This window comes from Lacrimispora sp., assembly GCF_031982545.1.
Lineage (GTDB): Bacteria > Bacillota > Clostridia > Lachnospirales > Lachnospiraceae > Lacrimispora.
In genome coordinates this window covers 1-23320 of sequence record NZ_DALYXB010000025.1, presented here as the reverse complement: position 1 = coordinate 23320, position 23320 = coordinate 1, and the positions used below count along the sequence as shown (strand labels likewise).

Genomic DNA, 23320 nt, shown 5'->3' with positions numbered 1-23320 from the left:
ATGATAATTTATAAAGACGAAGTTTTCAAGTTTTTTGAAATATTTAACGAAGAGAATGGTACATTAATTCGCAGCGATGTAAATGGTGTTAATCCAATAATGCGATCTTTTCCGGAGTTGCTTGATGTAGGAATCATGGGGCATTGTGACAGTGGAGAGTATTGCAAAAGGGCGGGAGTTGATTGCTATCAGAATGGTCGAGATGTATATGCTCCCCACATGACAATTAAGGATTTTGCGAAAATTGCCAAGCAGGCAGCAGGTAAAACATTTCAAATTGCATTGGGTGGTGCGGGAGATCCCAATAAGCATCCTCAGTTTGAAACAGTATTGCAAATCTGTAGAACATTCCGAATTGTTCCTAATATGACTACAAGCGGTTTTCTTATGACGAAAAAAGAAATGAATTTGATAAAAAGGTATTGTGGAGCTGTTGCGGTATCTTGGTATTCACGATTGAATTATGGAGTTGAAACCAATCAGGAAACTATTAATGCAACAAAGAGGTTACTTGAGTTGGGGTGTACTACAAACATTCATTTTGTTGTTTCCAAAGATACAATAGATGAAGCAATTATAAGGTTAGAACAAAATTTATTTCCAGACGGAATTAATGCAGTTGTGTTCATACTGTATAAGCCTGTAGGTGGTGGTATTGTAGAGAAGGTATTGGAACAAGAAGATAATAGACTTGAGAAATTCTTTTCAGTTGTAACAGAAAAGATGCATCCATATAGAATCGGATTTGATACTTGTTTTACACCAGCGATATTACGTTGGGGAGGTACAATACCTCCGGTATGCATTGATGCCTGTGAAGCAGCAACTTTTTCGATGTACATAGATAGTCAGATGAATTGTTATCCTTGTTCATTTGGAATCTGGGATAAAAGAATATCTGAATCAATGTATGACAAGACGTTAAGGGAAATCTGGATGGGAGAGAAGTTCGATAATTTTAGATCTCGGAAGAAAGAGAGATGCACAACATGTAATAGTCGATTACTTTGCCAAGATGGGTGTAGACTCGGGGTTGAGATAGATTTGTGTAATAACGGATATATAACTGAAGCTGCAAAAATAGTGGTTTAGAATTAGTACATATTGAAAAAATATGACCGGCCGCCAAGGGGGAGCTATACCTTTTGGGCATCCTTTTTACCCACTCGAGACATTGTGAGATTTGTGTCGAAATTTGTCGAAATAAAAATATCTGATATTAAATGTTATGACAGATAAGGTGATACATTAAAATAATTTTCTAAGACAATTGAGGAACTGCTGGCACTGGAAACAGAGCCGGAAGAAAACACAGTCACGGGAAAGGGAAAAGAGAATATTATTAATGATTGATTTTACCTCGTGTGAGGTAGATAAATTCAGAGCTTACGGTGGAGCAAATAGAAGATAACGGGGAGTTAAGTTTATGCAAATGTAATTTGAACTTAGATAATCAGTTTGGAGTTGGCGTGGAGCCGGGAGTGTATATGAGAACGGAAGCAACGATAGAAGAATGGAATAAATTATATTAGATCGCAACACGGATTAAGAAGTTAAAACCGTGGGAATTCTTGTGGGATATGGATATCTTTGGAATACTGACCGGTGATAAACGTGAAGAAACAGTATTCTATAGTGTATTGGGAAGAGGTGGAAGCTGTATTGGAATATCTATTTATCCCAAGGCTGCCGATCGGGGAGAAGATAAGCCGATAAAGCAGCATGATCACGCTATGGACGCGGTCAGGTATTTCTGTTATACGATACTTAATAACAAAACAATCAAGATCCGGAGCAAGTCTGCTTTTGGATTAAATTAAGGGAGGTGAGTGAAATGACTAAATTTGAGGTGATAAGATCAATTACAGATGTTAGTAAATTTACAGAAGTAGTTTTTGATATTGTAAATACTACAGAGTCAGCAGAACAGCTAAAAGAAGTATTATCAGAACAGCTAACCAAAGAGGGGCTACAAACTATAATGTCAGTAGCCCAGTCTGGTAATTATCCATTGTCTTTAGATGGAATGCAGTAATAACAACCATTTGGATTACTGCAATTTTCAACTAAGACCGCATGAACCTGCGCAGTATCATAACTTCCACAATTATAAACATGTCTGGTTTTATTTCATCGATTTTACATTGACTGGTCTCGTTATCCAGATCATGTATTTCCCCAGTGGATTTTTTAAGTACATACTGATTTCCATTATAAGGTACTTTGTATCGGCGCATAGAAATCTCCTTTCTTTCGTATTTAGCTCTGACAGGAGCCTGTAAGTACAGTATAGGAGTCGAAGATGGAAAATTCACCCAACAACAGAAAGAAGGTGATAACCACGTACATATACACAATGCCCAGGGAGTCTTGGGACGAACTAAGCCCAGATAAAGAGGCAATCCGCACACTGATTGTAAAGCACCGTAGGGAAGCAACCAGACTCCGTAAGCTCATGAAATACTATGAAGGGCAGCACAAAATATTATCAGAAGACCGTAAGACAAAGCTGGTTTGTAATCATGAAAAGGATATTGCAGATACGGCCAGCTCTTACTTTATCGGGAATTCCGTATCTTATAAGTGCAAAGAAGATATAGTAGCTTTAGCTGATGGTACACAAAAAGTCATTGATTTAACCAGATTTGTTTATTCCGTGGATAGTACCGCTACTGTATCAATGCAGATTCAGGACCATACTATAACCGCCAGAATCGTGAACGGATCTGTAACTATGGAAAAGCTGGACGCTGCCATACAGACAGAATTCAGACAGTATATGCTTGATGCACAGTCGGCCCGTGATGCAGCTCTTGAGTACCAAAAGTTTGCAAAGCGGTATACCTTGGGAGATCCGGATTTTCCGGGAAGCGAGAATGATTGTGCTAAGGCATTTTACGAGCAAGCCAAAGCGGATGCCGCAACCTCTGGTCTGAATGCACAGCAGGCCGCAGACAGCGAAGCAGTATCAATTGCACAGGCAGGAATAGCTACTACAAAGGCAGCGTCGGCTACTGCAGCAGCAAACCAGACAGCAGCTGATGTTTTAACCACAACGGCAAAAGCAACGGCAGCAGGTGCCAGTGAGCAGGTGGCAAGAGATAAAGCGGCACAGGCAGGAGTAAGCCAGACAGCGGCCAGTCAGAGCGCAGCTGAAGCACTGGCCAGTGCTTTACAGGCTCAGAGATACACAGTGGGTGGTGTAGTTCCGGAGGATCCGGAGGACAACGCAAGGTGGTACTGGCAACAGGTGCAGGCATTAAAAAAACAAATTGACCAGGTGGCTAAGTTGTCTATTCCACAATTTTTTGTTGATCCCGTGAAAATGAAGTTAAAAAGTACCTTCTTGGCGAAAGGCATGAGTTTTCGACTTGAAGCTGGTAAATTTATAGGAAAGGAGATTGCAACTTAATGGACGAAACAGAAGTAATCTATGGCATAATAGGGACGGTACCCAAGGGGGAATACGATCCTGATGTAAAATATGAACTGTTAAATTTAGTGTCATATGATGGTAGCAGTTATACGGTACACACTGATCCTCCTAAAGGTACTCCGCCGACTGATTTAAACTACTGGCAAGTATCAGCACTGGGAACCAGCAAGGCTACCGCTGATAGCGTAGGAACGGTTAAACCAGACGGTATAACAACGGAGGTCAGCACTGACGGCAATCTAAGCGTAAAGACAGCTACACAGGACGCGCTGGGGCTGGTAAAGGGAAGCGCTGGGATTAAGGTGGCGAGTGATGGCAGCATTGATGTAAATACACTCTTTGAGCAGGCTACTGAGTTGGCCAACATCATAGCGGGGGAAGCTATTGCTTCTGTGCTTGGAAAGATATCCAAGTCCATAGCGGTTACGATGGGATTAAATGAAAATGCCCTGCTCAAGAATATGTTGACCAATATGGATGCAAATGACAATACTAAGATTAACACAGCAGCGTTTGTACACACTCTTTACGAGCGGATCGGCATGGGGGAAGATCTGGACATCGGAGCCAATTTGACCGCAGTGGTTAAAGCACTAAATAGCAATTTAATTCAAAAAGAGCAATCGTGATTTCGATTGCTCTTTTTGAATAGTTACATACTTCTTATAAACAGGCCATTTTGTTATTCATAGTTTCTCATATTTGTAATTATAACCATAAATCCTTGTGATTATTATTCAGAAGCATTCGCCTTAATTTGTAAAAGTGTACTTGCAAATGTTCCTGTTCTATCACAACGCTCTGCATTTTCAACAATGACTATGTCGGGTTGATATGTATCAATTATTTTTTCGAAATCGGAAGTATAGTCTCCCCATATAATAACAGTCTCGTAAAAACTTTCAGCTATATCATCTATGATAAATGAATTAATATAACTATCACCCAAGATAAGAACCCGGGTTCTATTATCTACTGAATTATTTGTAAAAAATCGATGGCGATGGTCATCAGAATGAGCAGTCAATTTCTCATTGGTTAAATATGCCTGCGGATTTATTATTTGGAAGTTTTCCAGCATACATTCTTTGTGGATTCCACCAAATAATGTGGATCCCATGTCCTTCAGTGTTATTTTATAATCATCTTCATGAAGCACTTTATAGGAGTCTCCATTGTATTGGTTGATCGTGTTCATCAGTAACTGATATCCAATGAAGGCTCCTCTTTGGGTCCAATGAGTTGAATCACCCCATTTACTATATGTTTCTAATTCACTTTTATCTTTAATGAGCTCCTGCTTGGGAGAAACGACAAAAACATTAGTTTTTTCTTTCAACGTTTGAACAATTTCGTCTGTCTTGGATTCATTCCCATATTGTATAACAGATTTTGGGAAGTATTCCGGATAGATCGAATGTTTATCCCAGCATTGGAAATAGTATAACTGGATCCCTTTTTCTTTCAAATAATCATTTGCATACTGAAAACCTTCAGCAAGCTGGTTTAATACTTCATCCGATTTTAAATTCAAATGCTGATAGTCCGTCAATATATTTGCAGTAGCATAATTGAATTCCCCATTTGGCCCTAGATACATATCACTGTTATTGGCTAGAACATTAAATAAATAATACTGTAATTTTGCGTTGTTTATTACCATCTGAGATCTGAATCCAATATTATCATTAATCCAAGCTTCGAAATCAGAATTAAAATTCTTATTCAGGGTTCCGTCCTCGTTATATAATTCCGCCATCTGAGTTAAAGTTCGATTTTCTGCTGTTGACACAGTGCTTTTCTTTAAATTAGTAGTTAATAGAGGTATTACCAGCATTGTAACAAAAAGTATGCTAAATATTATTTTTGAAATCTTGTTAAACATGCTCCTCTTCCCTTCAAAATTGAAAATAAATAAATGGATTATATGTTCCTGATACAATTCTAATCATTGAAAAATACAGCACCAAAAGTAACATTATGTATTTCATAACATTCAGACCCTTCTCGGCTATATGTGCTTTTAAAAGGTAGCCAATCTTTGTTGGGATTGATGAAGCGAAAAAAATTGCCAGAATCATAATTGTTATAGTCCATTTGTCCAGATACCAGAAAACAGTATATCCAAACTTGTCAGCTCTAATTAATCCAAACATGGTTGCTACAAACTCAACAAAATCTTTCGTATGAGGAGCTCTGAAAAGTATCCAGCCAAAATTAATAATGAGCAACGCATATATTTTTGAAATAATGGTTTTGAAAACAGGAACTTGTTCTTCTAATGCCTTTGCTCTTTTGTTCAGAATGTATCTTTCTAAAATGAGAAAGAATCCATTCCAGACGCCCCATGCAATAAAATGCCAAGAAGCTCCATGCCACATTCCAGTAAGTAGGAATACAATTGATAGATTTATGTATACGTGCTTTCGATTTCCTCCCAGCGGGATATAAACATAGTCTCTGAACCATGATGATAATGAAATATGCCACCTGCGCCAAAATTCAGTTATATTTTTTGAAGTATATGGCAAATTGAAGTTTTCATTAAAATGGAATCCGAACATACGTCCTAGACCAATTGCCATATCGCTATAACCAGAAAAATCAAAGTAAATTTGTAAAGTATATGCAATACTACCTACCCATGCGATTATCCAAGTATTATTTGGTGCACCTCTATCCCATATAGCATCAGCAGTTATAGCAAGAGTATTTGCAAGAATTACTTTTTTCCCAAGACCTATGATAAAACGCTCAATACCGCTACTGAAATCATCCAGAGTAGTTTTTCTACAGTCTATCTCTCTTGCAATATCTTTATATCGAACAATTGGGCCTGCAATCAACTGAGGAAAGAGAACGATATAGAGAGCTACTTTATAAATGTTTTTCTGTGCAGGAACTTCCTTTCGGTATACATCAATTACATAGGACATTCCTTGGAAAGTAAAGAATGAGATTCCTATTGGAAGTACTATATCTTGCAAAGTAAAGCTGCAACTTAGAATCTTATTTATGGAATCCAAGGTGAAATTGAAATACTTAAAGTAAAATAAAATTCCAAGATTAGACACAATTGTAACAATCAACACCGGCTTTCTCAATTTCTGTAAGTCATCAATAAGCATAGCACAACTATAATTAATGACTATGTTAAGCAGGATTATCCATAAATAGTTGGGCTGTGACCAGGAAAAAAATACTAGGCTAATAAATAGCAGCCAATAATTTTTATAATTTTCCTTAACTACGTAATATCCCAACAACGTTAGTGGAAGGACTATAAATAAAAAAAGTGTTGAACTGAAAACCATAATGATTCACTCCCATAAATGAAAAGGTATTTTTTTTTCATATAATTAATATTTTAGACAAAAAACAAACTAAACTAAATCATATCAAGATATTAAATAAAACACAAGAAAAATCTACTCATTTTAAAATACTCCCATAAATGATCATTTTGATATTTCCTATTTTGATAGTAGTTTTATTCCTGTCTTTGCTTTTGGTAATCGCCAATGGTTCTACGAAAATACCTTTATCAGAGGTTTATGGTATTCTTTCCGATCAGATATTTCATGGAGGAAAGGAGTTGGAAGCAGGTATCTGGTCAAGACCTGGTTATCAGATAATCTGGAATATAAGGTTGCCACGCGCATTGTTTGGAGCACTATGCGGAGCGGGGCTCGCATTATGTGGAGCAGTTATGCAGGCATTGGTTCTTAACCCAATTGCAGACCCTTATATTTTAGGCATCTCATCGGGAGCCTCCTCAGGTGCGGCATGTGCATTACTGCTGCCGCTTCCATTTTTTCATGGTCAGTACCAAACAACCATTATGGCTATGCTTGGAGCTCTGTTATCTTCGGCGCTGGTATATGCAATGGCTAAATTTGCAGGAGGAGGAAAACTTCGCCCTGTGACATTATTGCTTTCAGGTACCGCAATTAATGCAGTTATGAGTGCCACAACGAGTTTTTTGATTTTTATTGCAAAAAGCTCTGAGAGTATTGCAGCTGTTTATAATTGGCAGATGGGAAGTTTAGCCTCTGCGCAGTGGACAACGCTGTTAGTACCTGCTTTTGGAGTACTGTTTGGAGGATTGGTGTGTATTTTTCAGGCAGGGAATTTGAATCTGATGATGATGGGAGATGAAGATGCTGCCGCGATGGGACTTTGTGTAAAACATTTTCGACTTGGTATGTTTGTAGTCTGCTCTATTATAGTAGCTTCCCTGGTATCTGTTACAGGAATCATCGGTTTTGTGGGTCTGGTAGTTCCCCATATTGTAAGATTGTTAATAAAATCCAGTAACAATCGATATGTGCTGCCGCTTAGTGCAATGCTTGGAGCAATTTACCTTATGTGGGCAGATAGTGTGGCCCGTACTGCTTTTGGAGCTGCTGAGCTTCCAATCGGTATTATTACAGCATTTGCTGGAGCGCCGTTCTTTCTTTATCTGATGATTCGAAAGAACCATGGAGGAGAGCTATGAAGGTAGAGTATCGTGATATTTGTGTGACTTTAGGAGGAAAAAAAATATTAAATCAAGTAAATGTAGTGGCAGAAAGTGGTAAAATTACTGGAGTCATAGGTCCAAATGGCTGCGGAAAATCTACACTGTTAAAAACAACACTGGGTATCTATCCCAGGGATTCAGGAGATATATTACTCAATGATTCTTCTTTGGCAGGTTTTAGCAGTAAACAGTTAGCCCGGTTATATGGATACGTAGGCCAGGGAAATAGTGCTGCTTTTGATTTCTCTGTTTATGATATTGTGGCAATGGCAGTGCAGGTACAAGGAAGAAAAGTAAAAAGAGTTGAAAAAGATATTGTTATGATGGCCTTGGAACAGTTAGATATCGCTCATATCTGTGATAGGAATATACAAAACCTGTCTGGAGGCGAGAAAAAAATGGTGTTTATAGCCAGAGCCTTTGCACAAGGGGTAGATACGATAATTTTAGATGAGCCTACCAATCATTTGGATATCAAGCACCAGCTTTTTATTTTAGATATACTAAGGCGAAGTAAAAAAACAATTCTAATTGTACTACATGATTTAAGATTAGCAGCTCACTATTGTGACAAGTTGTATTTGGTAAATAATGGCTGTAACGTATGTAATGGAACCCCGGTGGAAGTTCTAAAAAAAGATATCGTAGAACGTGTTTTTGGCGTAAATGGATATGCTTGTGAGGCAAGAGATGGTTCTCTGGATTTTACATTACAGATGAACTAAGCAGGTATACCAATAATTTGGAAAGCATTAAACGAACAATGTGCGCCTTTCAGGAATCCATATCACCGCATCATCACATTGTGAGATTTGTGTCGAAATATGTCGCATAAAATAACAAATGGTAATGTACGTTATATCCTCTATATGGTAGAATAAAAGAAAAGATAGTTACTAAAAACTAGTGTCAAAGTAGTTGATGTTATTTGAAAATAGTGAATTGTATTTCTGGCGATGCCGATAAAGACTTACATTTTAAAAGAGATATTATCAAAGCGAATGAATTGGATATATTTAAGATGTATTGACTCCCAGAATCTTAGTAGAACATTCTGGGGGTCTGTTTTTGTATTACAAGCAGAGATTAAAAGGAAAGTGCGATTGTACTTTATGGGAGGTTGATATGGAGAATTGGAAGGTCTTATTCAGACCTCACATTTTAGAACGTGGACTGAATTACTATGAAATGGGAGCAGTTTTGAACGTTAAGAAGACCGAGACGGGGTTGTGTGCTACTGTAGTGGGAAATGAAAATTATGAGGTAGAAATAAAAATAACGGATGGAAGAGTTTATGATATGTGGTGCAGTTGTCCCTATGCAGAGGATGGTAACAACTGTAAACATATGGCGGCAGTATTATTTAAGAGTGATGAGTCTGCCCATGGGATAGAAGAAGGAGAAAAAACATGGCAGGCAAGGTATTTGGAATCTGAACAGGAATTGTTAGATGTGATTGGTAAAATTCCGGAGATTGAGCTCCGAGGGATCTTGGCACAGCTTGCTCAGGAAAATGAGAGCTTCAGGAATCACATTATGACGAAATATTCCTCGTCTATAAGTGTAAGACAGATGATACGATTAAAAAAAGAGATAGACGACATCGTATACCGCTTTTCTGACCGGAGCGGTTTTGTTGACTGGCAAAATTCTGGTGACTTTATTGCGGCAATGGAGAGTTTTCTGTATGGTAATATAAACGAATTAATTAAAAAGGGAGCTTGTATGCAGGCCTTTGAACTAACAAATGATGTATTTATTAAAATAGGAAACCTGGATATAGATGATTCAGACGGTGGTACCACCATAGTGGGGAATAGCTGCTATGAATTCTGGAAACAAATTCTGGAGAACTGTAATGAATCGGATAAGAAACAAATGTTTCGGTGGTTTGAAAAGCATCAGGCGGACGGGACTGTAATCGATTATATGGAGGATTATATCAGTGATTTTTTATTAAATGAATTTCATGATAAGAGATTACTGAAAAAAAAGCTTCAAATGCTGGATGAGAGGATAACCAAAGCGGGAGAGAAAACAGACTGCGGTGACTGGTGGAGTGTTCATTATGGATATGAAAATAATATACTAAAGCGCTTAGAGATAATGAGAAAACTGGATTCTTCAGAAGAAGAAATTCAGGAGTACAAAAGAAGAAATCGGAGGTTTTCAGTAGTAAGAAAATTGGAAATTGAAGAATGCTTGGAAAAGAAGGAAATTGATCAAGCAATCTGCATATTGAAAGAGAGTAAGGTACTTGACAAAGAATATCCTGATCTGGTTGCTGAATACAGCGCCAAGCTGATAGATTTATATAAAATAAGGAAACAGGATAAAGAATATAAAGAAGAATTGATTTTCCAGGTATTTTCATGCCGGCAGGACAAACTGGATTATGTGTACAGATTGAAAAGTGTTTGTGAGCATGTAGAATGGGAAAATCACAGGGAAAAGATTTTAAAAGGAAGAACAGGGTGGCAAATTAAATATCCTCTTTTGGAAGCGGAAAAAATGTATGATCGATTATTAGAGGAAATAGTTGCCGATGGTTCAATCGTTTTGCTGGATCAATACGAAACAGTGTTGAAGAAAAAATTCCCGGAACAGATGAGAGAAGCATATACAACATATATAAAAAAGCAGGTTGATGTTGTGTCAGACAGGAAAAGGTATAAAGACTTGATTAAGTATTTGAAAAAAATAACAAAATACCCGAATGGAAAAGAAATAGCTGGGAATGTGGTATCAGAGTGGAGGGCCTGTTATTACAGGCGTTCGGCGATGATGGATGAGCTTAGAAAAGAGGGATTTTAATACTGGAGGCTCTTGCATAGGACATTGAAATTAGCTATGTGAAAAGATAGATGGGGAGAAATATATCATGGCGGATATATATAAATTTAAAGTAAGGCTCTGTGAACTGGAAAGTATTATGTGGCGAAATATAGAAATCACCTCTGTTTCCAGTGTTGCTAAACTTGGATATGCAGTATTGGCAGCATTTGAAAGTACAGCAAGTCATTTGTTTAATATAAAGTTTAAAGGGAAGCGTTATGAGATCATATTTGAAGATGATGACTTCAACGAGGAGCCTGCAATTGATCCGATTATAACTAAGCTTTCTGCGTTAAAACTTAATGCAGGAGATAAGCTGAGTATGGAATATGACTATGGTGCAGGCTGGGAATTTGAGATAGAATTATTATCCGTATCTGAAATGAAGCGCGGAGCAGGAACACACTATCCATATGTTACGGACGGCAAAGGAAAAGGAATTATTGAGGATACATCACCATATGAAATTGCTGAAATAGTTAAGAAAACAGATCATGATGGCACTTTACCCCGAATCGCAGATATGTATTCCGGTAAAGAAAACGAATGGGATTACAGAAAGTTTAATTTAGAGTATTGCAATGTGTTCTTTAAGGATAATGTCTGTAGAATACGGAGTGCATATGAAGAATGTGAATAAAAGCAAATACAATCAGACCAGAGGAGAACGAGATAGTGGATAATTATGGTGAAATTCTTATATACCAGTCTGATGATGGACTAACAAATATTGAAGTAAAAGTTCAAGAGGAAACTGTATGGCTGACTCTGCAGCAAATGGCCGATTTATTTCAGACATCACGAACCAATGTTGTGGAACACGTAAAAAATATTTATGATGAAAGTGAACTTGACAAAGAGTCAACCTGTCGGAATTTCCGACAGGTTCGAAAAGAAGGAAATCGTGAAGTGGCACGAGAAATTCCGTTTTATAACCTTGATATGATTATTTCTCTCGGTTATAGAGTTAAATCTTCTATTGCAACTAATTTTAGACGCTGGGCAACCGGACGATTGAAAGAATATATGATTAAAGGCTTTGCAATGGATGATGAACGCCTGAAGCAGCTTGGCGGAGGCGGATACTTTAAGGAGCTGCTTGAGCGGATCAGGGATATCAGGGCATCGGAAAAGGTATTTTATAGGCAGGTGCTTGAAATCTATGCTACCAGTGTGGATTACAATCCAAAAGCGGAGGTTTCTATTCAATTTTTCAAGAAAGTGCAGAATAAAATTCACTATGCTGTTTCTGGAGAAACGGCCGCTGAGGTAATTTACCATCGTGCGGATGCTGAAAAAGACTTCATGGGATTGATGACATTTTCAGGAGAGCAGCCAACGTTACGAGAGGCGAAAATTGCCAAGAATTATCTGAATGAAAAAGAGTTGCGGGCTATGGGACAGCTGGTTTCCGGGTATTTGGATTTTGCAGAAAGGCAGGCTGAACGGGAGATTCCTATGACCATGGAAGATTGGGCAAAGCATCTTGATGGAATTTTGACTTCAACTGGAGAGAATCTGTTGACGGGAAATGGCGCAGTCAGTCATTTACAGGCCATGGAGAAGGCACAGTCGGAATATAAAAAATACAAGGCGAAAACGCTTAGCAGTGTGGAAAAGGATTATCTGGAAAGCATAAAGCTTTTGGAACAAAAGGGAAAACAGCAATAATCCAGATGCAAATATGGTGGTAAGTGATATGGACATAGGAAAACGAACAAACAAACTAACAGAAAATACCGGATGGTTCAAAGCAAGTGAATTGGAACAAACCAGTTATCCGAATTAGAATGAAAAACTGAAATTAATGGGAGGTTTGGGGCTTGCAAGAGCAGAGGTTTACAAAGAAGGACTGGACGCTATTTAAAAATAAGATTGTTAATTGGCAGGAGCCTATTTGAACATGCTCAATAAGGAATATATAGAATTACTAAGTGAAGATGCTAATCCATCAGAAAAGTTTTGGAGGCTGAATAAAAAAATAAAAGAAGGGGGTAACAGCTATGGAGTATATATGTCGGAGAGAAATAAAAGAATTATCAAATCCGGGTGTGGTCTCAAGACAAATAATTAGCCCAGAAAATTCTGATAGTGTTAGAATAACTATAACAGAGGTACATTTAGAAGCAGGAGCATGTCAGCCAAGACATATTCATGAAACTTCAGAACAGATTTGGTATGCACTTAAAGGTAAAGGTCAGTTATTATTAGCAAATGATGTAACAAAGGAATTTTCGGAAGGAGATGCAGTCCGTTTTGCCTCTGGGGATATACATGGATTGCTTAATAATTCAGCTGATGAATTTACCTATTTGTCGGTTACTTCGCCACCGATCAATTTTTCATACGCCTATAAAGATAAAAAATAATGTAGTAGTTAAAGAACTTCTACGCTATTAAGATTATTGGAATCAGAACTAGGTGTGTGATTGAAACAAAAACAGTTGCATCATTGCATGAGTCATTAAATTGGTTGGATTGGATCTATAAGTAAATGCTAGTATTAAGCTCAAGGCTCCAACGGGTATCTTTTTTCTATAAGTATTAGTCAATTTAATATCTACGCCAAGGGTAAAATGCGCTTTTTAGGAATCTGTATTACCGCATCAACACATGTTGAAGCGGTGATAATGATGACGTATTGTGGTTTGGACAAGAAAAGAAGGGGCTAGACCACAAGATATAGTGGTTTTTGACTGAAAAATGAGCAAAAAATGGGGCTAAAAAATACGATTTTTGTAAGCGCTACATAAAGAAGTGTATTGATCTTTCTGGATTTTTCTCCTCTCGAAAAATCAAATAGTACCTTTATTCAAGCCACAGGATTTTTGCATTGCTTCTGACCAAGGCATCAGTTCTTCCAGGATACTATCGGGCTCTTTTTTGTAGTCCAGCATCTTAGTCATAACTGTTTCCAGATAGAGACGGATGTTTAATCCATTTGCTTTGGCTGTTTCTGCAAGCGTGTAAACAATTGCACTTGCTTTGGCACCTTTTACAGTGTCATGAAAGAGGAAGTTTTTTCTTCCCATAACATATGATTTCACGGCCCTTTCAGCTGCGTTATTACTAATGGAGCATCTTCCATCAAGAAGGTAATTCTCCATATATGATCTTTGGTTTTGGGCATAGTTAATTGCCTTGGCAAGCTTTGATCCGCCAAGGGCATTTATCCCATTCGCCCACTTCCAGAATGCATCCAGTACAGGTCGCTCCAGTTCAAGACGCTTTTTCTGCCGCTCTTCTGGTTCTAAGTCTTTCAGTTCTTTCTCTATCTGAAAGAGTTGGTTGCAGTAAGAATAGCCTGTGTAGGCTTCCGATGTTTCGGAGCATGATCCCTTCTTCTTGGGAATCGCTTCGAACATATATCTTCGAAGATGTGTCCAGCACCCACATCGGGTAATGTCGCTCAAACGGTTGTATCCGCTGAAGCCGTCCGTGTGGACAAACCCGTGATAATCAGCAAGGAACTTTGCTGCATGATAGCCGCCCCTTGATGGCTGATACTCGTAAAGCACAATCCGGTGCTCTTCAAATGCACCGCTGGTGTACAAACATATGTAAGACTTTGATTCTGGAGTCTTGCCATCTTCATTCAAAACCTGGCATGTCGTCTCGTCTGCATGAATGACGGACTGCATAATAAGATACTCATGATATCTCTCATAAACGGGTTCCAGATATTCCTCTGCGCATGTATTGAACCAGCTGGCAATTGTTCCACGATTCAGCTTGACTCCCAGTTGTGCCCAATCCTGCTCCTGGCGATAAAACGGAAGATAGTTCGTACACTTCTGATACATGATGTAAGAGACCGCTGTAGCAGAAGCCATACTGTGATTGATAAGTGGCTTTGGCACAGGTGCCTTCTCAATGGTTGACTCACCATCTTCACGGCATTGTGGACATGCATAGCTATGCTGTACGTATTGGACACGTTCCACTTTTGCTGGAGTGATATGAATCTCTTCACGAACAACCTTGGAGCCGATATCTTCCATTTTAGTATTACAGTAAGGGCAGTTACGAGGATCACCTTCCAGTAAAAGCTCAATGGTCCTGATCGGTACATTTTTTGTAAGTTCATTATGCGTAGCACGGGATTTTTTCTTCTCATGCGCTGTCACATTGATCATTTCCGGTTCGTGAACGGGTTCATCAATTCCCAACTGATCGAACAAGCTGAGTTGTCCGTCAATGTAAGGTAAGTTCGATGATTTCTCACTGGAAATACCAAAGATTTTTCGTTTCAGTTCATTAATTGTTTCCGTGAGGTTTGCAATGGTCTGGTTTAATTGTTCCATCTGATGATCTTTTGCTTCCAGCTGTTTGAGCAGATTATTGACCAGAAGATTCATGTTAAGATCTTCGGTTTCAACAGATTTTTCCATGACCATGCACCTCCTTAAATGGATATACTTATTATACCACAAAGAAGACCGCAAAACCAGTAAATAAGCGGTTCTGCGTGTACTTTATCAGATGCTTAAAAGGGCTTTTTGGCAACGGGTTTAATTGCCTTTGGCTGCTCAATAGAGAGACCTTCCATAAGCCAACGGAATTCCTGTCTGGTCAAATTTCTAACATCTTCTGAATTACGTGGCCACTGGAAACGGCCGGAATCTAACCGTTTATAAAGTAACACAAAACCATCTTTGTCAAAATGCAATGCCTTCAATCTGTCGCATCTTTTTCCGCAGAAAAGAAAAAGGGAATTACTGAAAGGATCTAACTCATAGGTATCCCGGACAATTGCCATAAGACCGTCTATGCTACGCCTCATATCGGTGTAGCCGGCCACAAGAAATATCTTTGCCACGCCGGAGAGATCACCTAGCACAGTTGTCGCAACGCATTTAATGTTGCTGCAATAATGGCGGTATCTGCATTGTTACTGATAGCCAAAACAAAGCCATTGTATTCAAGATGGATTGCAATCCGATCCGTTTGCTTTTTAGGAAGAACTGCTTTTGTTTCTTGCAGTTCGTTGTAGTGAATTGGTACAACTTCTGTTTTCTCTAGAACTTTTGGAACAGAGTCAGGAATCATAGAGGCTTTCTTCCTCAGCCGCTTTATATTGTAATAAAAAGAGCTGGTAGGTATACCATTCTGACTGCATCAGGCGTAATCAGATAAGCCGCTTACACGGCACTGCTGGATGCAATCCATCCAGTATTCATCTTTATGAGCTTTTGTCATATTTTAAAATCCTCCAAGAAAATATGGAGTAAAATGATACAAAAGTTTGAAGTAAAATAGCAGTGAAATGCTACAACCTTTGTTGTTCAAGAACAGAACTTAGAGTGAATTACTCCAACTGTCCTTATTTTACAGCAAAAAAAGTCAATTAGCACGACGGTAGATTATGTTGCGCTTACCGATTTTTAGCCCCGTTTTTTTGGCTCTTCCACGGATGACATAGGATAGTTGAAGGCAAAATCGGTCCAAATTGCTTTTAGAGATAGAGAAAAGGTTGGGATATACCTCTGCAAGGTGAACACTTAAATGGTGTTCAAGAGGTTCGCTTCCACTTATATATTAAGCAACAGACATGACTGCTTGTGGCTATTATTTTCACTTAAGGAATGGGACACTTGGTAAATCAGGGACAGAAGTTGAAAGGCATGTTTTTAGTGATGAGAATGCGCCTTATTTTATTTGCCGTTTTTATGTCTGATGATGTATTATTGAAGATATGTAAAGGTGACAATTTGGCATCATAATCTGCAAATATCTGTAATACATGTCAGAGAGTATAAAGATATTTAAGGTAATAAATATCCTGATTTATATTATGGAGAAGAATCTGATAATAGATTAATGAATTACAATTATTTAATTGAATAATTTTACAATTTATCATAAAATGAAATAAAGTATTAAAGCTATTTATTTAGGCCGCTAGAAATATTTGAAGAGGGTGATATTTTTGAAAACTCAGTATCGCAAATCATGCAATAACTACGGGGGATGGAACGGCATATAAGGTAGTTGTATTTATATAATATTTCCAATGTAGTAAGATATTATCTAGAACTTTAGAGAATATGTAAATGGGGCTTTTGCTTTTGGGTGAAGGAAAAGAAAACAGAGTATGTTATAGCAATAATGGGAAGCGCGAAAAGTAATAACCCAATGTTGCATGAATATTTTATTGGGAGATGATTACTATGAACTTATATAAGAAGTATAGTAAATTAAAATATTATTCAGAATTTGACACGGAACAATTACTTAAGCAAATTCAAAAACATATCGAACCTTCTGTAACAGAAGTTAGTGAAGAATTTCAATTTATTTTTCACAAAATGCTATATAAAGACCCATGTTCTTACTGGAATAAAGTTGTTTATAATCAGACATATTCTTTACTTGAAACGACTTTTCAGAATTATGGAAATCAGCTAGAAATTGATGAATCTATTTTTAACTATTTTTTAATTGGATATAATTCATACAGCCAATTATCAGATATAATATTAGATCTAAGAAATTTTAACCTTGCACAGGAGATAAAAACTAGACTGTATAGATTGCCTACATACACCACGTTATTAGAAAGCTGTTTGTCGAATTTTTTAAGAGTTATAGCCATCTTAAGTGGTAAAGGAATTGGTAAAGACTATTCATCTCAAAATACGCTTGGTCAATTAATGAATGTAATAACTTCAAATGGTTATACTGAAATTTCCAAAAACATTGATGTAAATATGAGAAATGCAATTAATCATGGAAAAGTTCTAATGAAAAAGAACCCTGGTGATCAGATATGTTTTTTCTATGTAGAAAATCACACTTCAAAAAGCACAGAAATGCCTATTTACGAGTTTGATAGCATAATTGACAATACATTTGATGCAGTTAGTGCAGTGTTCTTATCACTTGTAACATTTATGAATAATCACATGATATTACTTAAAATAGATGAAAAAAAGAAAGAATATGTGTCGTTTGCCTTTCTTGCTATGCGATTTAGTTTACCTGGAATTTGCTGCCAAAGTATAAGCGATACAGGCAACTTAAAGCAGTTAAATATTGAAATTGAAATAGAAAATAGTGACCGCACATACATTGCTCAAATTGCTACAATGCTCTCTATTTTGCTATATGATTTACATAATGATTACGAACAATATATGTTTAACTTTAGTAACCCACGTATGTTGAACGGCTGGGTTCGATATAAGAACAAAGAAGTTCTTGACATGACTAATCAGACCAAGTCTTTTGATTCTGTTCTATTAGAAGTAATTGAAAGACAAGATTTTATTATATTTGATCCATCATTAGAAGAAGTGGATTTGAGTGAAATTAAGTATTTCTGTTTTCCTAACTATAACGCACCAAATTTTAAAATTAACAATCTGGAAGATGCGAGCAATGAGCAACGGAAAAGACTAAGAGCACGTTTGTATATTGGTGAAAAAACTGAAAAGCAAGAAATTTTAGCCATTATTAATCAAGCAATCGAATGGTTGAAAAAAGTAAAAAATCCACCATCACCTACCATGTTTCACAAATATGGCGATATACCAGCTGATTCTATTTATATTAATGTCTATATTAATGATGAACGAAAAAATAAAGGGCTTTATTCTAGCAACGAAAATTTTGTTTGCTTTGTAGATTATAATGTTGATGGAATTACTTCCTTAAAAGATGGTGGGTTGCCTCCTGTAGTCTGGAATTCTTTTTACCATGAAAAAGTAGAAAATATAAACATCGCTTGGAGACAGGGTAAATATGTTATAAGACAAGTTATAAAAACAGGTAGAAATGCTCCTTGCCCATGTGGTAGTGGATTAAAATTTAAAAAGTGTTGTGGAAAATAAGTGAAACACCCATTAAATAGAAAATTCCAATTTTCACGCAATGTTTAAGAAGATAAGTATATAACATTTGCAAATTTGAATTTATAAGCCGGATTTAGGTTGAAGTTATATCTGAAAATAGCATATTGTAGTTATAACAGAGAAAGGAGATTTTAATGATTAATCAAGATATATGTAGTTATATTCAAGAAAAAATTAATGATCATTATAATCAAAAAGGAAATGAATATTTTGCCGATTTGTTAGTAAAAAAAGGATATGGACAAAATTATGGAGGCTATTTTGAAGATTTTAAAGACTTACTAAACACTAAATTGGCAGAACCAAATCAAAAATTACATTTCACTAATTACTATATGAATAGTAAGAGAAAAGATAAAAAACCATCATACTCAAGTTTACATTGTCCACAGCTTATGTTATGGATTGCGGAAATTGCAGGGTTAAATGATAGACATTTAAACAGTGCATATGATTTTATAGTTACTTTTGAGGAAGAGAATAAATTAAAACAAAATCAAAAAGGTGGAGATTACTTAGAAGATTATGAGGGAGTTGAGGAAGAATTTAAAAATATTTTAAAAATATATAATATAAATACGATAATAAAAAATTCTAATTCATGGATAGATGTATTATCAGAAGTTAATAAGCTTTAAACAAACTCCAATTGTGCAGGGGTGATTGCTTCACAATCTGTCCACAATTACGAATTAAAACGAATTTCCCATTATATTTATAAAAAGCTGTGCGTATTAAAACTTATAATTATTGGATAATTGCATTTATTAAACTCCAAAAATAAATTGAGAAAGGGGTAAATATATTGATACAAAAAGAAAAAAATAAATTACCGGATGAATTGAGAGGAAGAAGTATAGAGAAGAAGGTAATACCTACTGTATGTAATTTGAAAAATATGATTAACAGACTAGTTGATTTGGGAGGAGACACATCACAATTAAAACAATGGGAAAAGAGAAGTTATAAAGCGTATTTAACTGATGGTATTAAAAATAGGATACTATTATCTCAACCAGAATTATGGAAAGATATTATTAGAGGTCATATTCTTTCATGTAGGCCGGTTGATCTTGGTGCAAGTGTTATTGATATTTATTTGGTTGCATATGTAGCTGAAAACTATGGATTAGGAAAAGAAAGATTTTATAAATATATAAAAGATCATGGAATAAGCGATAAAGACAATTCTGCTCAGGCAATATGGCAGGTTGGCAAAGGGGATGGAATTTATCTTGGAATTTTAAATGAAGATGGCAGTGTAAAAGACTGGAATTTTATGAGACGTTGGATTGAAGGGCTGCTTTAATAACTGGCTTTCATCAACATGTGTGTAGATCTCCGTTGTTGTGATACTTTCATGTTCGAGAAGTTGTTGAAGAGAACGGATGTCCACCCGGCAATATTTATACATTAATGTAGCTGCGGTATGTCTAAGTTTATGTGTAGACACAAACCTTTTGGATTTAATCAATTAGATGTGCTTTGGTTTTGAGGTAATTCCAGAATTGCCGAATAGAAACAATTTTTCTTGTTCTGGTGCCAGGAGTAGAATGAAGAGTATCTTGGCAATAAGCTAAAAATCCATACATATCACCAAGACTAAGGGAACGAATCAATAGGAGTATTAAAATGGCAAATACAAGCGAATTAAAAAAAGTTTCTAAATATACAACTGATATGGCTGCAAAGATATTGGGCATTACTTTAATACGAAAATCAATATTAATTGGAAGTACAAAATATAAGATATTTGATGGGGTATCTCCAGATAATAAGGTTGTGGCAAAAGTTATTAATCATAGCGGGTTTACATCTGGTAAAAACAAACCTAGTGCTAAAATTAGAAATACATTTGCTGAATGTTATTTCTTAAGCTTAACAGGAGCTGAATGTAAATACTTAATTATTACAGATCCTGAGTTTTATCAGATATTCAAAAATGAAAGTATTGGCTTATTAGAAAGTAACAATATTAAACTTTTGCTTATTGAGTTGCCAGAAGAATATCGTAGTATAGTTTCTCTGGTCACAGTACAAGCAAGCGAAGAAATGAGTAAAAAATAACTTAATATTATATTATTAGATCTAATTATTGAAGTGAAGTAGACTGCCCGTTATATTTAATAAGGTATTGCATTAAAAAAACTAGAGTTAAAAAAAGGAGTTTCATTAGCAAAAACTCCTTTTTTAATGCCCTTTTATAATAGATAAAACAACGAACAAAGGAGTGAACAGAACATGGATAATAAAAATTTGCAAAAGGCTTTCATAGAACAGGTGAATAAGATATTGCCGATGCTTGACTATGCAAACCAGATCAGTCATAAAACTTAGAAGATGTATCCTACGCTGGTGAGGTACTGAAATTGTTACACGATACTCTTGTAGAAAACTATGGAACGTCATCTTACCGCTACTGCTTGCGCGGCAATCCTGCCTTCGGGGATTACCAGGCATACTTAACGGTATATGACTTGAAGTACAGAAGATGAACTTAAAACAGGAAGCCGCTATACCGAATGAAACGGCAGAGCAAATCAATGAACATGAAATTAAGATGGGAGGAATGTAACATGATGAAACATCCAGAATGGCTTAAATTTATGAAGGAACAGTATCCACCTGGTACGCGAATCAGGCTTATCGAACGATAAACAAAAATGGCTCTATCAATAAAGGCGGTACCTTCCTGGCACTCAAAAAAACAAATTTAAAAGAGTGCTTTATTATCAGGTATCCATAAACTGTGTCAATAAAGTTAACCTTTAATTATAACGGAAGTTTAGCATTTGTTTTGTTCTCCCCATGAACACATTGCATCAAGAATAGAAATAAGAGACTTTCCTCGTTCTGTTAAACTATATTCAACTTTCGGCGGTATCTGGGGATATTCTTTACGATTAACCAATCCATCGGTTTCTAGTTCTTTAAGAGTTAAACTAAGTGTCTTGTAAGAAATAGAGTTAATATACCTTTTTATTTCATTAAAACGTACAATATTAAATTCAATCAGGCAATATAAAATTATCATCTTGTATTTTCCATTGATGAGGGACAAAGTGTACATAAATCCACTATCTTTAAGATCGGAACTTGAAATGTTTTTTAGATTCATTTTAAACTCTCCTTTAGGTTAGTATACTACGTAAATGTGCGTACTTGACCGAATGCATATTCTTGATATATATATAGTATAGTATACATTTTAACTCTAGTCAAATTTATTAAAAAAGGAGAAATATCATGGGTAAGAAAATTATGGTCTTAAATGGTAGCCCGCGCAAAAATGGAAATACTTCTGGGTTGGTGCAGGCATTTACAAAGGGTGCAGAAGAAATTGGAAGCACTGTGACAACATTCTTTTTGGAGGAAATGAATATTAACGGGTGTAAGGGCTGTTTAAAAGGTGGTAAAAACCATGAAAGCCCATGCGTTCTAAAGGATGATATGGAACAAATTTATTCTGTATATAGGGAAGCTGATATTGTTGTTCTGGCTTCTCCTATGTATTATTGGAATTGGAGCGGACAATTAAAAATAGCCTTTGATCGTCTGTGTGCCATAGAGGAATGTAATCCGAATTTTAACAATCTTCGTAAGGACAGCGTTCTGCTCATCGCGGCAGCAGAGCACGACTTTGATGAAGTCACTTACTATTATCACAAACTAATAAATCATCTTCAGTGGTCTAGTTTGGGGCAGGTGTTTGCGGGTGATGTTATGCATATTGGAGATATAAACGGTCATGAGAAGCTGGTCGAAGCATATGAGTTGGGCAAAGCGATATAATAAATAAATTCTTTGCACTAATTAATGAATCAAATATGGATTTTGCGTCGTTGTTATATTCAAATAAAGTTTATTCGCGAAAGGAATATAAAAATTATGAAAAATATTTTAGTTTTAACAGGAAGTCCACGTTCAAAGGGTAATAGCGATTTAATGGCTGATGCTTTTATAAAGGGTGCAAAATCAAAAGGACATAAAGTAACAAAGTTTGAAGTTGCAAAAAAGAAAATTGGTGGCTGCCGGGGTTGTGATAAATGTTGGAGCCAGGGAACTCCATGTATATTCCAAGACGACTTTTCAGAGTTAGCGCCTTTACTGGAACATGCAGATATGATTGTGCTGGTATCACCGTTGTATTCATTTAACGTGTCGTCTCAAATTAAAGCTGCCATTGACAGAATGTATGCTTACGATTCACCTAATTGCCAGAACCCCCTCCGAATAAAAGAAAGTGTGCTTTTAGTTTGTGCTGGGGATTCTGATGTATTTAGTGGGGTAATCCACACCTATAACTGCCTTATGCATTATTCAAAGTGGGAAAATGCAGGTATTATAACTGTTCCTAACGTAATTGGGAAAGGTGATATATTAAAAACAGACGCATTGATGCAAGCTGAACTTTTGGGAACCAATGTTTAAGTGTATGAAAAGCTTGTTATATTTGAAAAAGAGTGATTTATAAATCAAATATTTCAAGATTTATACTATCTATCGGTAAACCAGTAAAATTACTCAATTGTAAAATGACTTTCCCTCTTGAGCGGGAAAGATAGGTACAAATATTTTAAAATAGTATAGAGAAATTTGTGTTACAAAAAGGCAGGGCGCAGTCCCTGCCTTTCATGATATATTGAACTTAGCCGGTGAAGAAAGGAGACACTA

At 36.4% G+C, this 23320-nt stretch carries 26 protein-coding genes; 18 read left to right on the top strand and 8 right to left on the bottom strand.

Features of this window, described 5'->3' with window-relative positions; genetic code table 11:
• The 4 genes from ABS301_RS25640 to ABS301_RS25625 all read left to right on the top strand — a co-directional run bounded on the left by ABS301_RS25640 (position 1) and on the right by ABS301_RS25625 (position 2035).
• A complete protein-coding gene (locus ABS301_RS25640) occupies positions 1–1092 on the top strand; it encodes a radical SAM/SPASM domain-containing protein (RefSeq protein ID WP_349674884.1) in 1092 nt (363 codons plus the stop codon).
• A gap of 299 nt (positions 1093–1391) precedes the next feature.
• Positions 1392–1532, top strand: coding sequence for a hypothetical protein (locus ABS301_RS25635; RefSeq protein WP_349674876.1), 141 nt, complete (start codon positions 1392–1394; stop codon positions 1530–1532).
• Complete coding sequence (locus tag ABS301_RS25630) at positions 1533–1820, top strand: DUF7309 domain-containing protein (RefSeq protein ID WP_502878007.1); 288 nt, start codon at positions 1533–1535, stop codon at positions 1818–1820. It abuts the gene before it with no gap.
• Between the two features lie 14 nt (positions 1821–1834).
• On the top strand, positions 1835–2035 hold the full coding sequence (locus tag ABS301_RS25625) for a hypothetical protein (protein ID WP_349674874.1): 201 nt from the start codon (positions 1835–1837) through the stop codon (positions 2033–2035).
• Between the two features lie 31 nt (positions 2036–2066).
• Here ABS301_RS25625 and ABS301_RS25620 read toward each other — a convergent pair whose 3' ends face one another.
• Complete coding sequence (locus tag ABS301_RS25620; RefSeq protein WP_349674873.1) at positions 2067–2237, bottom strand: hypothetical protein; 171 nt, start codon at positions 2235–2237, stop codon at positions 2067–2069.
• A gap of 65 nt (positions 2238–2302) precedes the next feature.
• Between ABS301_RS25620 and ABS301_RS25615 the strand changes: the two genes are divergently transcribed.
• Both ABS301_RS25615 and ABS301_RS25610 read left to right on the top strand, forming a co-directional pair.
• A complete protein-coding gene (locus tag ABS301_RS25615; RefSeq protein ID WP_349674872.1) occupies positions 2303–3412 on the top strand; it encodes a phage portal protein in 1110 nt (369 codons plus the stop codon).
• Positions 3412–4065, top strand: coding sequence for a hypothetical protein (locus ABS301_RS25610; RefSeq protein ID WP_349674871.1), 654 nt, complete (start codon positions 3412–3414; stop codon positions 4063–4065). Before ABS301_RS25615 ends, ABS301_RS25610 begins: the two co-directional genes overlap by 1 nt.
• A 104-nt stretch (positions 4066–4169) precedes the next feature.
• On the opposite strand, the gene ABS301_RS25605 is transcribed toward ABS301_RS25610, so the two are convergent.
• Positions 4170–5321, bottom strand: coding sequence for an alginate O-acetyltransferase AlgX-related protein (locus ABS301_RS25605; protein ID WP_349674870.1), 1152 nt, complete (start codon positions 5319–5321; stop codon positions 4170–4172).
• Positions 5322–5334: 13 nt separating this feature from the next.
• Entirely contained in the window at positions 5335–6750 is a 1416-nt protein-coding gene (locus ABS301_RS25600) for an MBOAT family O-acyltransferase (protein WP_349674869.1), read from the bottom strand.
• 164 nt (positions 6751–6914) lie between these two features.
• Here ABS301_RS25600 and ABS301_RS25595 point away from each other — a divergent pair, with 164 nt between their 5' ends.
• The 6 genes from ABS301_RS25595 to ABS301_RS25570 all read left to right on the top strand — a co-directional run bounded on the left by ABS301_RS25595 (position 6915) and on the right by ABS301_RS25570 (position 13162).
• Positions 6915–7934 carry a FecCD family ABC transporter permease gene (locus ABS301_RS25595; RefSeq protein WP_349674868.1) on the top strand — a complete coding sequence of 340 codons (1020 nt, stop codon included), beginning with the start codon at positions 6915–6917 and terminating at the stop codon, positions 7932–7934.
• Positions 7931–8683, top strand: coding sequence for an ABC transporter ATP-binding protein (locus tag ABS301_RS25590; RefSeq protein WP_349674867.1), 753 nt, complete (start codon positions 7931–7933; stop codon positions 8681–8683). Before ABS301_RS25595 ends, ABS301_RS25590 begins: the two co-directional genes overlap by 4 nt.
• Positions 8684–9083: 400 nt before the next feature.
• Positions 9084–10772, top strand: coding sequence for an SWIM zinc finger family protein (locus ABS301_RS25585; RefSeq protein WP_349674866.1), 1689 nt, complete (start codon positions 9084–9086; stop codon positions 10770–10772).
• A 67-nt stretch (positions 10773–10839) separates the two neighbouring features.
• On the top strand, positions 10840–11433 hold the full coding sequence (locus tag ABS301_RS25580; RefSeq protein ID WP_349674865.1) for a plasmid pRiA4b ORF-3 family protein: 594 nt from the start codon (positions 10840–10842) through the stop codon (positions 11431–11433).
• 35 nt (positions 11434–11468) lie between these two features.
• On the top strand, positions 11469–12464 hold the full coding sequence (locus ABS301_RS25575) for a virulence RhuM family protein (protein WP_349674864.1): 996 nt from the start codon (positions 11469–11471) through the stop codon (positions 12462–12464).
• A gap of 332 nt (positions 12465–12796) precedes the next feature.
• Complete coding sequence (locus ABS301_RS25570) at positions 12797–13162, top strand: cupin domain-containing protein (protein ID WP_349674863.1); 366 nt, start codon at positions 12797–12799, stop codon at positions 13160–13162.
• A 426-nt stretch (positions 13163–13588) separates the two neighbouring features.
• Here ABS301_RS25570 and tnpC read toward each other — a convergent pair whose 3' ends face one another.
• The 3 genes from tnpC to ABS301_RS25555 form a co-directional block, all read right to left on the bottom strand.
• On the bottom strand, positions 13589–15184 hold the full coding sequence (gene tnpC, locus ABS301_RS25565; RefSeq protein WP_349674862.1) for an IS66 family transposase: 1596 nt from the start codon (positions 15182–15184) through the stop codon (positions 13589–13591).
• A gap of 95 nt (positions 15185–15279) precedes the next feature.
• Positions 15280–15612 carry an IS66 family insertion sequence element accessory protein TnpB gene (gene tnpB, locus ABS301_RS25560; protein WP_197029642.1) on the bottom strand — a complete coding sequence of 111 codons (333 nt, stop codon included), beginning with the start codon at positions 15610–15612 and terminating at the stop codon, positions 15280–15282.
• Between the two features lie 14 nt (positions 15613–15626).
• Entirely contained in the window at positions 15627–15842 is a 216-nt protein-coding gene (locus ABS301_RS25555; RefSeq protein WP_349674861.1) for a hypothetical protein, read from the bottom strand.
• Positions 15843–16963: 1121 nt separating this feature from the next.
• Between ABS301_RS25555 and ABS301_RS25550 the strand changes: the two genes are divergently transcribed.
• The 3 genes from ABS301_RS25550 (at position 16964) to ABS301_RS25540 (ending at position 19955) form a co-directional block, all read left to right on the top strand.
• Positions 16964–18625, top strand: a complete 1662-nt coding sequence (locus tag ABS301_RS25550) for a YecA family protein (protein ID WP_349674860.1) — start codon at positions 16964–16966, stop codon at positions 18623–18625.
• A gap of 155 nt (positions 18626–18780) precedes the next feature.
• Positions 18781–19284, top strand: a complete 504-nt coding sequence (locus tag ABS301_RS25545) for a hypothetical protein (protein WP_349674859.1) — start codon at positions 18781–18783, stop codon at positions 19282–19284.
• 167 nt (positions 19285–19451) lie between these two features.
• Positions 19452–19955, top strand: coding sequence for a hypothetical protein (locus ABS301_RS25540; protein ID WP_349674858.1), 504 nt, complete (start codon positions 19452–19454; stop codon positions 19953–19955).
• Here ABS301_RS25540 and ABS301_RS25835 read toward each other — a convergent pair.
• On the bottom strand, positions 19890–20099 hold the full coding sequence (locus tag ABS301_RS25835) for a tyrosine-type recombinase/integrase (RefSeq protein ID WP_502878006.1): 210 nt from the start codon (positions 20097–20099) through the stop codon (positions 19890–19892). The genes ABS301_RS25540 and ABS301_RS25835 overlap by 66 nt on opposite strands.
• 179 nt (positions 20100–20278) lie before the next feature.
• Between ABS301_RS25835 and ABS301_RS25535 the strand changes: the two genes are divergently transcribed.
• The gene (locus ABS301_RS25535) at positions 20279–20713 is read left to right on the top strand and encodes a hypothetical protein (RefSeq protein WP_349674857.1); all 435 of its coding nucleotides are present in this window, start codon (positions 20279–20281) and stop codon (positions 20711–20713) included.
• A 718-nt stretch (positions 20714–21431) separates the two neighbouring features.
• Here the strand turns inward: ABS301_RS25535 and ABS301_RS25530 are convergent.
• Positions 21432–21764 (bottom strand): winged helix-turn-helix transcriptional regulator, encoded by a 333-nt coding sequence (locus tag ABS301_RS25530; RefSeq protein WP_349674856.1) that lies wholly within the window; start codon positions 21762–21764, stop codon positions 21432–21434.
• A 128-nt stretch (positions 21765–21892) separates the two neighbouring features.
• Here ABS301_RS25530 and ABS301_RS25525 point away from each other — a divergent pair, with 128 nt between their 5' ends.
• Positions 21893–22438, top strand: a complete 546-nt coding sequence (locus ABS301_RS25525; protein WP_349674855.1) for a flavodoxin family protein — start codon at positions 21893–21895, stop codon at positions 22436–22438.
• Between the two features lie 96 nt (positions 22439–22534).
• Complete coding sequence (locus ABS301_RS25520; RefSeq protein ID WP_349674854.1) at positions 22535–23077, top strand: flavodoxin family protein; 543 nt, start codon at positions 22535–22537, stop codon at positions 23075–23077.
• Positions 23078–23320 lie beyond the last annotated feature (243 nt).